An 11,913-nucleotide genomic window follows, 5' to 3' on the forward strand; every position below is an offset into this window, starting at 1 on the left:
CCCGATGGCACGCCGCACGGCCGAGGCCGCTCGCGAGGCCGACGATCCGCTCGGGCGCTACCGCGACAAGCGCGACTTCGGCGCGACGCCCGAGCCCCGCGGCCGCGCCGCCCGCCGCGGGCGGGCGCGGCTGCGCTTCTGCGTGCAGAAGCACGCGGCGCGCCGGCTGCACTACGATCTGCGGCTCGAGCTCGACGGCGTGCTGCTCTCCTGGGCGGTGACCCGCGGCCCGAGCCTCGTTCCCGGCGACAGGCGGCTCGCCGTGCGCACCGAGGACCACCCGCTCGACTACCTCGCCTTCGAGGGCCTGATCCCGGAGGGCTCCTACGGCGGCGGCGCGATGATCGTCTGGGACGAGGGCGCCTGGGAGCCCGAGGGCGACCCGCGGGTGGGCGTGGAGCGCGGGCGCCTCACCTTCGTGCTGCGCGGCTCCAGGCTCGGCGGGCGCTGGCACCTCGTGCGCACGGGCGCCGGCAAGGAGCGCCGCGCCAGCGCGAAGGAGACGTGGCTCCTCATCAAATCCGACGACGAGGCCGCCCGCCCCGCCGGCGCGGACGACATCCTGGCCGAGGAGGAGACCTCCGTCGTCTCGGGGCGCACCATCGCCGACCTGAAGGCGGACGACGTGCGGCGGGCGGACTGGGACGCGAAGGTGGCCGATCCGAAGGCGAAGCCGTCGGCGCGCGCAGCGCCGGCCCCGAAGCGTAAGCCGTCGGCGAAGACGGCGCGGCCCTCCCACGCCGACCTGCCCGGCGCGAAGCCGGGCGCGCTTCCCGCCTTCGTACCCCCCTGCCTCGCCACCCTCTCCGAGAAGGCACCCTCTGGCGCGCAATGGCTCCACGAGATCAAGTTCGACGGCTACCGTCTCCAGGCCCGCATCGAGGGGGAGCAGGTCGCGCTCCTCACCCGCAAGGGACTCGACTGGACGCGGAAGTTCGCGCCTCTGGCCGAAGCACTCGCGGGGCTCGGCCTCGGCACCGCGCTGATGGACGGCGAGGCGGTGGTGGAGGACGCGCGCGGCGTCTCCGACTTCGGCGCGCTGCAGGCGGCGCTGAAGGCGGGCGACGCCTCGGCGATCGTCTACCAGGCCTTCGATCTCCTGCATCTCGACGGCGTCGATCTCGGCGGCGTCCCGCTCGCCGAGCGCAAGCGCCTGCTCGCGCTCCTCCTCGACGACGCGCCGGCGGGCGGGCGGGTGCGCCTGTCCGAGCACATCGTGGCCGACGGTGCGGCGATGGTACGCCACGCCTGCCGGATCGGCCTCGAGGGCGTGATCTCCAAGCGCGCCGACCGGCCCTATCGCTCGGGCCGCGGCGAGGATTGGCGCAAGACCAAGTGCTCGGCGCGTCAGGAATTCGTGATCGCCGGCTACGTCCCGGCGACGAGCCGGCGCAATGCGGTGGGCTCGCTCGTGCTGGGCGTGTTCGAGGGCGACGATCTCGTCCATGTCGGGCGGGTCGGTACCGGCTTCACGCAAGCCGACGCGACGGCGCTCCACGATGCGATCGAGGCCGTTCACGCGGACGCCCCGCCCTTCGCCGAGCCGCTCCCGCGCGCGGCCGCCGCGAAGGTGCGCTGGGCCCGGCCCGAGCTCGTCGCCGAGGTCGAGTTGCGGGGCTGGACGCCCGATGGCCTCCTGCGGCACGCCTCCTACAAGGGCCTGCGCGAGGACGAGGACCCGCGCGAAGTGGTGCGCGAGGTCCCCTCGGCCGGCGGGCGGGCGAGGACGGCGGAGCGGCGAGCCGGAGGAAAGCGGATGAGCGCACGCGACGACGCCTACGCGGGGATCGCGCTCACGAGCCCCGACCGCATCCTCTGGGAGGGCCAGGGGATCACCAAGCAGGGGCTGGCGGACTACCATGTCGAGGTGGCGGATTGGATCCTGCCGCAGATCGCCGACCGGCCGCTCGCCGTCGTCCGCTGCCCGGCGGGGGCCGAGAAGGAGTGCTTCTTCGCCAAGCATCCCTGGGCCGGCCTCGACCGGGCGGTGCTGACGCCGAGCGTCGGCGACGACCGGCTCGTCGCCGTGCGCGACCTGCGCGGACTCCTGAGCCTCGTCCAGTTCGGCGTGCTCGAGATCCACCCCTGGGGCTCCACCCTCGACGACCCCGAGCGGCCGGACCGGCTCGTCCTCGACCTCGACCCCGGCGAGGGCGTCGGCTTTCCCGAGGTGATCGAGGCGGCTCGCGCCGTGCGCGAGCGGCTCGCCGCCGACGGGCTCGAGAGCTTCGTCAAGACCACGGGAGGCAAGGGCCTGCACGTCGTCGTGCCGCTCGTACCGAAGGCGGGCTGGGAGGAGGCGAAGGCGTACACGGCGGGCCTCGCGGCCGCCATGGCGAAGGACGAGCCCGGCCGATACACGGACACGCTCGCCAAGAAGGCCCGGGTGGGCCGGATCTTCGTCGACTACCTGCGCAACGGCCGCGGCGCCACCGCCGTCGCCGCCTACTCCACCCGCGCCCGCCCCGGCGCGCCGGTGGCGACCCCGCTCGCCTGGGACGAGCTCGGCCCGGAGATCGCGCCCGACCACTTCACCGTCGAGAACCTGCCGACCCGGCTCGCCCATCTCGAGCGCGACCCGTGGGCGGCGATGGCGGACACGAAGCAGACGCTGCCGAAGCGCGCGCGACGGCGGGGATGACGCGCATCGCCCGTCACCGTGCCGCGCGGCGGTGCGCGCCGCCTCAGATCGTCACCTGGGTGCCGACCTCGACGACGCGCCCCGTCGGGATCTGGAAGAAGTCGGTGGCGTTCGACGCCGTCTTCGAGAGCCAGATGAACAGCTTGTCCTGCCAGCGCGGCATGCCGGACTGCGCGGCCGGGCGCAGCACGCGGCGCGAGAGGAAGAAGGACGTCGCCATGATGTCGAAGGTGAAGCCCTGCTTGCGCAGGGCGGTGAGCCCCTTGGGAATGTTGGGCGTCTCCATGTAGCCGTAGGTCATCAGCACCCGGTAGAAGCTCTCGCCGAGCGGCTCGACGCTGACGCGGTCCTCCTCGCGCACCCGAGGCGTGTCGGTGGCGCGCACGGTGAGGACGACGTTCTTCTCGTGCAGCACCTTGTTGTGCTTGAGATTGTGCATGAGCGCGGTGGGCGTCGTCTCCGGGTCGGAGGTGAGGAACACCGCCATGCCGCGCACCCGGTGCGGCGGGCTCTTCTCCAGCATGGCGATGAGCTCGGCCAACGGGATGTCGGTCTTGCGCGTCTTGGCGAAGAGGAGCCGCGAGCCGCGCAGCCAGGTCCACATGGTCAGGATCAGCGCGACCGCGAGCAGCACCGGCACGTAGCCGCCGGAGAAGACCTTCAGCAGGGTCGAGCCGAAGAAGGCGAGGTCGATGACGAGGAAGGGCGTCATCACGGCGACCGCCGCGACGAGCCCCCAGCGCCAGCCCTTCCAGATGACGAGGATGGCGAGCAGCGCGTCGACCGTCATCGCGCCGAACACCGCGACGCCGTAGGCCGAGGCCAGCGCCGAGGACGAGCCGAAGCCGATGACGAGGGCGATGACGCCGGCGAGCAGGAGCCAGTTCACCCGCGGCATGTAGATCTGGCCGGAATGGGCCTCCGAGGTGAAGCGGATCTCGAGGCGCGGCAGGAGGCCGAGCTGCACGGCCTGGCGCGTCAGCGAGAAGGCGCCGGTGATCACCGCCTGGCTCGCGATGATGGTCGCGAGCGTGGCCAGCCCGACGAGCGGCAGCGTCATGAAATCGGGCACGAGGTTGTAGAACGGGCTCTCGATCGTCTCCGGATTCGAGAGCACGACGGCGCCCTGGCCGAAATAGTTGAGCGTCAGCGCCGGCAGCACCATCGTGAGCCAGGCGGTCCGGATGGGGCCGCGCCCGAAATGCCCGAGGTCGGCGTAGAGCGCCTCCGCCCCCGTGACCGCCAGGCACACCGCGCCGAGCACGGCCACCGTGACGAAGGGATGGTCGATCAGGAAGCGCGCGCCCCACAGCGGGTTGATTGCCGCGAGCACGCCGGGATCGTCGAAGATGTGCCACAGGCCGGTGCCGGCGAGCACCGCGAACCAGACGCACATGATCGGGCCGAAGAAGGTCGCGACCCGGCCCGTGCCCCGGCTCTGCACGGAGAACAGGAAGACGAGGATCACGAGGGCGATCGGGACGACGTAGTCCGCGCTCGCGGGGGCGGCGATCTTGAGCCCCTCCACCGCGGACAGGACCGAGATCGCCGGCGTGATCATCGCGTCGCCGTAGAACAGTCCCGCGCCGACGGCGCCGAGCAGCAGCACCGCGAGTCGTCCGCGGCCGAGCGCGCGCATGGCCAGCGCGACGAGCGTCAGCGTGCCGCCCTCGCCGTTGTTGTCCGCGCGCAGCAGGATGAAGACGTATTTGAGCGTGACGACGAGGATCAGCGACCAGAGCACGAGCGAGAGCACGCCGAGCACGATGTCGCGGGTGATCGGCCCGCCGGCGGAGGCGGCGATGATCGACTCGCGCAGCGCGTAGAGCGGGCTCGTGCCGATGTCGCCGTAGACGACGCCCACCGAGCCGATGGTCAGCGTCCAGAAGCCGGCCTTGCGGTGGGCTTCCGGCAGCGCGGATTCGGCCGTCGCGGGTGAATCGGGATGCCCGTTCGTCAGGGCGTTCGGCTGTGACATGGGATCTGGGTCGGTTCTGTTCCGGGCCGCGCCCCCGCGATCGTCGTTCGCGTGCCTGCGGGTCGCGCTCGCCCTTGCGAAAGCCGCGCCGATCGGACACCTCGGCGTCGGGCGGCGGCGTCGAGCGGCGGGGTCTGTAGCATGTTCCGCAGCGCAGCGAAACAGGGCCGCCCGCCGCCGGCCCCGCGGCCGGCACGCCTCAGCCCTGCGTGGTACGCTCGCGGATCAGCCCCTCCTGCGCCACCGAGGCGACGAGGCGGCCGTCGCGGGTGAAGATGGAGCCGCGCGAGAAGCCCCGCGCGCCCGATGCGGAGGGGCTCTCCTGGGCGTAGAGCAGCCATTCGTCGGCGCGGAAGGGGCGGTGGAGCCACAGCGCGTGATCGAGCGAGGCCGCCTGGATCGCGCGCTCGAAGACGCTGCGGCCGTGCGGGATGAGCGAGGAATCGAGCAGCGTCATGTCCGACGCGTAGGCGAGGGCGCAGTCGTGGATCGCCTGCTCGTCCGGCAGGCGACCGGTCGTGCGAATCCAGACGTGGAAGCGCGCCGGCAGCGGCTCCGCCTCCGGATCGCGGGGGAGGTAGCGCTCGAGCTCGACGGGGCGCAGCTCGATCGGCCGCTCGCGCTCGAAGTAGGCCCGCGCCGACGGGTCCATCAGCGGCATCACCCGCGCGCGCATCTCGTCCTCGCCGGGGAGGTCCTCCGGCATCGGCACGTCCGGCATCGCGGCGGCGTGGTCGAGCCCGTCCTCGCGGACCTGGAAGGAGGCCGACATCGAGAAGATGGCCCGCCCGTGCTGGATCGCCACGACGCGGCGCGTCGCGAAGGACCTGCCGTCGCGGATCGGGTCGACCTCGTAGACGATGGGCGCCTTCGGGTCGCCGGGCAGGAGGAAGTAGGCGTGGAGCGAATGCGCCTGGCGGCCCTCGACTGTGCGGGTCGCCGCGACGAGCGCCTGGCCGATCACCTGCCCGCCGAACACCCGCTGCCAGCCCACGTTCGGGCTGCGACCGCGGAACAGGTTGTTCTCCAGCCGCTCGAGGTCGAGAATCGCGAGCAGCTCTTCGACGGCGCGCGCCATGTGCTAGATACCTCCGTGCCGGGCGAAGGGCATGTGAGCCGCCGCCGCCCGGCGGGTCAAGCGCGCGGAAGCGCGTCGCGGTTTCGCGTGCGAGGGAGGCGACGATGACGGGTCCGACGGAACGGGCGCAGAACTGGCGGATCGTGGTGGCGGGCGGCGGCATCGTCGGCCTCGCCCTGGCGCTCGCGCTGGCACGCGCGGCGCCGCGCGTCATCGACGTGACGCTCGCCGATCCCGTGCTCGCCCGCGATCCCGCGGGCGACCGGCGCGCCTACGCCGTCGCCGCGGCGAGCCGGCGCATGCTCTCGGCGCTCGGCGTCTGGCCGGAGATCGCCGGTCAGGCGCAGGAGATGCGCGAGATGGCGATCACCGACAGCCACCTCGCCGACCCGGTGCGGCCGGTGTTCCTGGAGTTCGGCGGCGAGGGCGCGCGGCGGGATGCCGATGGAGAGGAGCCTTCGAGCGAGGAGCCTTTCGCCCACATGGTCGAAAGCGCCGTCCTCGCCCGAGCGCTGCGCGCCGCCTGCCGCGACGCGGGCGTCGAGATGCTGGAGGCCGGCGTGCGCCGCGCGACGCCGGCCGCCGACGGCGCCGGCGTCGCTGTGCGGCTGACGGACGGGAGCACGCGCGACGTCCACCTCGTCTGCGCGGCGGACGGCAAGCGCTCGCGCCTGCGCGAGGGCGCCGGCATCGGCTGGAGCGGCTGGGACTACCCGCAATCGGGCCTCTCCGCGATCGTCGGCCACGCACGCGACCACGAGGGCAGGGCGATCCAGCACTTTCTGCCGTCGGGCCCCTTCGCCATGCTGCCGCTGACGCCTGGAGGGGCGCTGGGCCATCGCTCGGCCATCGTCTGGTCCGAGCGCGAGACCGACGTGGCGCACATGCTGGCGCTCGACGAGGACCTGCTCCTCGAGGAGATCGAGCGCCGCTTCGGCCTCGAGCTCGGCGCCATCGCGCTGGAGACGCCGATCCAGGCCTTCCCGCTGGAGTTCGGCATCGCCCGCGCCTTCGTCGCGCCGCGGCTGGCGCTGCTCGGCGACGCCGCCCACGTGATCCATCCGATCGCGGGGCAGGGCGTCAACCTCGGCCTGAAGGACGCCGCCGTGCTCGCAGAGCGGATCGTGTCCGCGGTGCGGCTCGGCATGGACCCCGGCGCGGCGGACGTGCTCGAGGACTACCAGCGCGCGCGCCGCGCCGACACGGTGGCGATGGGCCTCGCCACGGACGCGCTCAACCGCCTGTTCTCGAACGACGTCCCGCCGGTGCGCATGCTGCGCGACCTCGGGCTCGGCCTCGTCAACCGCATGCCGGCGGCCAAGCGCTTCTTCATGCGCGAGGCGGCGGGCGTTCCGGGGCGAGGCGGGGCGCGGCTCCTGCGGGGGGAGGACCTGTGAAGGGGCGGGCGCCGCGAGCGAACGTCGACGCGTGCCCCGCGACGCCGATGACGGGCGATCGGGAACTCCCCTCTCCCTCGCGGCTCGTCGATTCACGCATCCGCGAACGTCGGCCGAAGCACGGACCCCGTGACGGGTGGTACGGGCGTTCTCCTTCCCTGTAGGGGAAGGTGGCGCCGCGCGAAGCGCGGTGACGGATGGGGCGCGCCGAAGGCGCGTTCCGCGAAGCGGAAGCCGGCGCGTCCGCTGCCGCCGTCGCTACTCGGCTTCGCCGAACGCGCGTGCCGCGCGCCCCATCCGTCTCGGCTTCGCCGAGACACCTTCCCCTACAGGGAAGGACAGGGGGCGCCGGCACCGGTCGTCCAGAGCCGGGACCGGCGCGGGCGATGTGTGAATCGACCAGCCGCCAGGGAAAGGGGAGGCCCGCGGCGGCCTTCTTGTGCGTTCGTTCTCGGCCGGCGGGAGAAGGATCGCGAGCGAACGTCGACGCGTGCACCGCGACGCCATGAACGAAGCGGGGCGGCTCACCGCCCCACGAGCTGGAACCACCCGTCCTCGTCCATCACCTGCAACCCCAGCTCCTGCGCCTTCTTGAGCTTCGAGCCGGCGCCGGGTCCGGCGACGACGATGTCCGTCTTGGCCGAAACGGAGCCCGCGACCTTGGCGCCGAGGCGCTCGGCCATGGCCTTGGCCTCGTCGCGGGTCATCTGCTCGAGCGTGCCGGTGAAGACGACGGTCTTGCCGGCGACGGGGCTGTCGGTCGCGGCGATCGCCTCCGCGGGGCGGGGCGTCACCTCGCGGAGCAGGGCGTCGAGCATATCCTCGTTGTGCGCCTCGCGGAAGAACTCGACCAGCGCGTCCGCCACCACCGCGCCGATGCCGTCGATGTCGATGAACTCCTGGTAGGCGCCCGCATCCCCGTTCGCCGCACGCCGCGCCGTGTCGCGCAGGGCGTCGAACGTGTGGAAGTGGCGCGCGAGCAGCTTGCCGCCGGTCTCGCCCACGTGGGGGATGCCGAGCGCGAAGACGAAGCGGGCGAGGTCCGGCGCGCGCCGCGCGTCGATGGCGGAAAAGAGGTTGCGCACGCTCGTCGCGCCCCAGCCCTCGCGCGCCTCGAGTCGGTCGAGCCGCTCGGCGTTGCGCGCCTCGAGTGTGAAGATCTGCTGCGGGGTGCGCACGAGGTTCGCCTCGAAGAGCTCCTCGATCCGCTCCCCGCCCAACCCCTCGATGTCCATCGCCGTGCGCGAGACGAAGTGCTTCAGCCGCTCCACCGCCTGCGCCGGGCAGATCAGCCCGCCGGTGCAGCGGCGCACCGCGTCCTCGCGACCGGTGCGCGGATTGACCTCGCGCACCGCGTGGCTGCCGCAGGCGGGGCACGCCGTCGGGAACACGTAGGGCGCGGACTCCGCGGGCCGCTTGTCGATCACGACGTCGACGACCTTGGGGATGACGTCGCCCGCGCGGTAGACCTTCACCGTGTCGCCGACGCGGATGTCGCGGCCCTCGCGGATCGGCTCGCCCTTGCCGCCGATGCCCTTGATGTAGTCCTCGTTGTGCAACGTCGCGTTCGAGACCACGACGCCGCCCACGGTCACGGGCCGGAGCTTCGCCAGCGGGTTGAGCGATCCGGTGCGCCCGACGTTGATCTCGATGGCCTCGACGACCGTGAAGGCCTCCTGCGGCGGGAACTTGTGGGCGAGCGCCCAGCGCGGCGCGCGGGAGACGAAGCCGAGGCGCTCCTGCACGGCGAGGTCGTCGACCTTGTAGACGACGCCGTCGATGTCGTAGCCGAGGTTCGGCCGCTCCTCCGCGATGCGGCGGTAGTGCGCGAGCATCGCGTCGAGCGTCTCGCAGCGCACCATCAGCGGGTTCACGCGAAAGCCCCATTCCTCGAAGCGCCGCACCGCCTCGTGCTGCGTCGGCGCGGGCGGGGGCATGGCGCCCCAGGCATAGGCGAAGAACTTCAGCGGCCGCTCGGCGGTGATGCGCGAATCGAGCTGGCGCAGCGAGCCGGCTGCGGCGTTGCGCGGGTTGGCGAAGAGCGGCTTGCCGGCTTCCGCCTGCCGCGCGTTGATGGCGGCGAAGTCGGCGTGGGAGAGGTAGACCTCCCCGCGCACCTCGATCTCCCCGCGCGCGGGGATCTCCGCGGGAATGTCGTCGACGGTGCGGGCGTTGGCGGTGACGTCCTCGCCCTCCGTCCCGTCGCCGCGGGTGGCGGCGGTGACGAGCTTTCCGTCCTCGTAGCGCAGCGAGAGCGACAGGCCGTCGATCTTCGGCTCGGCGGTGAAGGCGGGCGTCTCGGCCAGGGCGAGGAAGCGCTTCACCCGCCCGACGAACTCGCCCACCTCCGCGTCGTCGAAGGCGTTGTCGAGCGAGAGCATCGGCACGCGGTGGCGCACCTTGGCGAACTTCTCCGCGGGCTTTGCGCCGACGGACGCCGACGCCTCCGCGGTGCCGATCAGCTCGGGGAAGCGCTGCTCGATCTCGCCGAGCCGCCGGCGCAGGGCGTCGTATTCCGCGTCCGAGACGGTGGGCGCGTCCTCCTGGTGATAGCGCACGTCGTGCCCGGCGATCTCCTCGGCGAGCCGCGCGTGCTCCTTCCGCGCCTGGCGCGCGGTGAGGGCGGAGGGGGCGAGGTCGGCGTAGGAGGCGGGGGGGCGGGCCATTGGGGGAGACTCGGGCGGGGGAATCGGCGCGCCCGTTCTAGCGCGGCGCGCCTCGATCGGGAATGCTCACGCGCGCTCCCGCCCCGTCGGGGCGGGGAAGGCGACCGCAGCGAGCCAGGGGCGGGGTCCCGTGGCTCGACCCCGGCCGATTTCGGCTGTCGCCGAAGCGCCTTTCGGCGCACCCCCTCCGTCTCGCCGGCTTCGCCGCCGATCCACCTCCCCCGACGGGGGAGGAGCTCCAGCCGCCTCACACCCCCCTCAGCGCCCCCTCCGCCGTCTCCACCGGCATCAGCATCGTCTCCGCGTCCCCGTCTTCGAGGCGCACGAAGCCGAAGGCGGCGTAGAAGGCGCGGGCGCGGTCCTCCACGGCGCGGGCGACAACGGCGCGGATGCCGAGCTCGGCGCCCGTGGCGACGACGCGCTGGAGGGCGTCCATCAGGAGGTCGGCACCGAGCCCGCGGCCCTGCCAGGGCGAATCGACCGCGAGGCGGCGCAGGATCGCGACCGGGATCGGCGCGTCGCGGGGCTCCTCCCGCCGGTGGATCGTGCCGCGCGGGGAGCGGTCCGGCGCGACGACGAGGCCGGCCGCGAGGCAGAAGAACCCGGCCACCCGCCGCTCGGCGCAGACCGCGTAGGTACGCGCCCCGCGCGCGTCCCGCCGCAGCGCCCGGCGGCGGATCCACCCGTCGAGCACGGGATCGCCGCAGGCGAAGGCGCCGACGTCGCACTCGGTGGTGAGGCGTCCGGGGGCGGAGAGCGGCGCGCCCAGGAGCCTTTCGCCGACGGCCTTGTGCATCTCACGCCTCCCAGGCCGGGCGCCGGCGCATCAGCGCCTGCAGGCGCGGATGGGCCGCGGGCGGGGTGTCGAGCGCCTCTAGGAAGGTGGTGTGCCGCTCCTCGTCGAGCGCGAACAGCCGCTCGTCGAGCAGCACGTCGACGGCGCGGGAGCGGGCGCTCTCCAGGATGAACTCCGAGCGCGTCTTGCCGAGCGACGAGGCGGCCTGGTCGATGAGGTCGCGAGTGCGCGCGGGCGCACGCACGTGGATCGTCGTCTCGCGGCGTACGCCCTCCGCGCGCGTCGCCCGTCTCGGGTCGTCCATGGCAGCCTCTTCCGGCGCGCGGGGATCGTCCCCATGTGTCGCGTCCAATTGACACAGCTTGCGTAAAGTCCGCCCGCTCGTCAACACATCTCACGTTCGGGAAAATGGCCCGGTCTACGGCGCGCCCAGGAAGGGCACGAGCGCCGCCAACAACGCATCCGGCGCCTCCTCCTGCAGGAGGTGGCCGCAGGGCAGCGCGCCGCCGCGGACGTCGTCCGCGCGCTCGCGCCAGGTGGCGAGCACGTCGTAGAGCGCGCCGACGGTGCCCTTCGCGCCCCACAGGGCCAGCAGCGGGGCCGCGACGCGCCGGCCGGCGGCCGCGTCGGCGCGGTCGTGCTCGAGATCGATCGTCGCCGCCGCGCGGTAGTCCTCGCAGATGGCGTGGATTCCGGCGGGGTCGTCGTAGCAGCGCAGGTACTCGGCGACGAGCCGCTCCTCGGGGATGCCGGGCGTGCGGCTCTGGCCGGCGAGGTGGTGGCGCAGGTAGAATTCGGGGTCGGCGCCGATCATCCGCTCCGGCAGCGGATGCGGCTGGATCAGGAAGAACCACCAGAAGTAGCGCGTCGCGAAGGCGCGGTCCGTGCGCTCGTACATCGTCAGCGTCGGCGCGATGTCGAGGACGGCGAGGCGCGCGACGGCGTCGGGATGATCGAGCGCCAAGCGGTGCGCCACCCGCCCGCCGCGGTCGTGGCCGACGACGGCGAAGCGCCAATGGCCCAGCGCGCGCATCACGGCGACCTGGTCGCGCGCCATCGCCCGCTTGGAATAGGGCGCGTGATCGGGGGTGGAGGGCGGCCTGGCGCTGTCGCCGTAGCCGCGCAGGTCGCTCGCGACGACGGTGAAACGCTCGGCGAGCGCGGGGGCGACCCGGTACCAGGTGGCGCAGGTCTGCGGGTGGCCGTGCAGCAGAAGCAGCGGCGGGCCGGAGCCGGCAACACGCACGTTGACCTGGATCCCCGGCTCGGTCTCGATGCGGTGCGTGGCGAAGCCGGGGAGGAGATCGTCGGTCATTCGCGCCTCGGCGACCCGGGGATCGTCATCGTCGCTCGAACC

8 protein-coding genes are annotated in these 11,913 nt (G+C 73.2%); 2 read left to right on the forward strand and 6 right to left on the reverse strand.

Features of this window, described 5'->3' with window-relative positions; all coding sequences use genetic code 11:
* The first annotated feature begins 4 nt into the window (after nt 1-4).
* On the forward strand, nt 5-2,641 hold the full coding sequence (gene ligD, locus AB9M23_RS14495) for a DNA ligase D (RefSeq protein ID WP_372425265.1): 2,637 nt from the start codon (nt 5-7) through the stop codon (nt 2,639-2,641).
* 43 nt (nt 2,642-2,684) lie between these two features.
* Here ligD and AB9M23_RS14500 read toward each other — a convergent pair whose 3' ends face one another.
* Both AB9M23_RS14500 and tesB read right to left on the reverse strand, forming a co-directional pair.
* Nucleotides 2,685-4,619: a potassium transporter Kup gene (locus tag AB9M23_RS14500; RefSeq protein WP_372425266.1), complete on the reverse strand. Its 1,935-nt coding sequence runs from the start codon at nt 4,617-4,619 to the stop codon at nt 2,685-2,687.
* A 199-nt stretch (nt 4,620-4,818) separates the two neighbouring features.
* The gene (tesB, locus tag AB9M23_RS14505; protein ID WP_372425267.1) at nt 4,819-5,697 is read right to left on the reverse strand and encodes an acyl-CoA thioesterase II; all 879 of its coding nucleotides are present in this window, start codon (nt 5,695-5,697) and stop codon (nt 4,819-4,821) included.
* Between the two features lie 104 nt (nt 5,698-5,801).
* Between tesB and AB9M23_RS14510 the strand changes: the two genes are divergently transcribed.
* Nucleotides 5,802-7,094, forward strand: coding sequence for an FAD-dependent monooxygenase (locus AB9M23_RS14510; protein ID WP_372425268.1), 1,293 nt, complete (start codon nt 5,802-5,804; stop codon nt 7,092-7,094).
* A 524-nt stretch (nt 7,095-7,618) separates the two neighbouring features.
* Here AB9M23_RS14510 and ligA read toward each other — a convergent pair.
* The 4 genes from ligA to AB9M23_RS14530 all read right to left on the reverse strand — a co-directional run bounded on the left by ligA (nt 7,619) and on the right by AB9M23_RS14530 (nt 11,871).
* Nucleotides 7,619-9,760 (reverse strand): NAD-dependent DNA ligase LigA, encoded by a 2,142-nt coding sequence (ligA, locus tag AB9M23_RS14515; RefSeq protein ID WP_372425269.1) that lies wholly within the window; start codon nt 9,758-9,760, stop codon nt 7,619-7,621.
* A 247-nt stretch (nt 9,761-10,007) separates the two neighbouring features.
* Nucleotides 10,008-10,556 carry a GNAT family N-acetyltransferase gene (locus AB9M23_RS14520; RefSeq protein ID WP_372425270.1) on the reverse strand — a complete coding sequence of 183 codons (549 nt, stop codon included), beginning with the start codon at nt 10,554-10,556 and terminating at the stop codon, nt 10,008-10,010.
* Between the two features lies 1 nt (nt 10,557).
* Entirely contained in the window at nt 10,558-10,860 is a 303-nt protein-coding gene (locus tag AB9M23_RS14525) for a type II toxin-antitoxin system TacA family antitoxin (RefSeq protein ID WP_372425271.1), read from the reverse strand.
* A 114-nt stretch (nt 10,861-10,974) separates the two neighbouring features.
* A complete protein-coding gene (locus AB9M23_RS14530) occupies nt 10,975-11,871 on the reverse strand; it encodes an alpha/beta fold hydrolase (protein ID WP_372425277.1) in 897 nt (298 codons plus the stop codon).
* Nucleotides 11,872-11,913 lie beyond the last annotated feature (42 nt).

The sequence above is a fragment of the Salinarimonas chemoclinalis genome (assembly GCF_041514305.1).
GTDB classification, from domain to species: domain Bacteria; phylum Pseudomonadota; class Alphaproteobacteria; order Rhizobiales; family Beijerinckiaceae; genus Salinarimonas; species Salinarimonas chemoclinalis.

What these genes read in the sequence shown, in the direction of transcription:
- ligD (WP_372425265.1), top strand. Translation starts at nt 5, where the DNA reads ATGGCACGCCGCACGGCCGAGGCCGCTCGCGAGGCCGACGATCCGCTC.
- AB9M23_RS14500 (WP_372425266.1), bottom strand. Translation starts at nt 4,619, where the DNA reads ATGTCACAGCCGAACGCCCTGACGAACGGGCATCCCGATTCACCCGCG.
- tesB (WP_372425267.1), bottom strand. Translation starts at nt 5,697, where the DNA reads ATGGCGCGCGCCGTCGAAGAGCTGCTCGCGATTCTCGACCTCGAGCGG.
- AB9M23_RS14510 (WP_372425268.1), top strand. Translation starts at nt 5,802, where the DNA reads ATGACGGGTCCGACGGAACGGGCGCAGAACTGGCGGATCGTGGTGGCG.
- ligA (WP_372425269.1), bottom strand. Translation starts at nt 9,760, where the DNA reads ATGGCCCGCCCCCCCGCCTCCTACGCCGACCTCGCCCCCTCCGCCCTC.
- AB9M23_RS14520 (WP_372425270.1), bottom strand. Translation starts at nt 10,556, where the DNA reads ATGCACAAGGCCGTCGGCGAAAGGCTCCTGGGCGCGCCGCTCTCCGCC.
- AB9M23_RS14525 (WP_372425271.1), bottom strand. Translation starts at nt 10,860, where the DNA reads ATGGACGACCCGAGACGGGCGACGCGCGCGGAGGGCGTACGCCGCGAG.
- AB9M23_RS14530 (WP_372425277.1), bottom strand. Translation starts at nt 11,871, where the DNA reads ATGACCGACGATCTCCTCCCCGGCTTCGCCACGCACCGCATCGAGACC.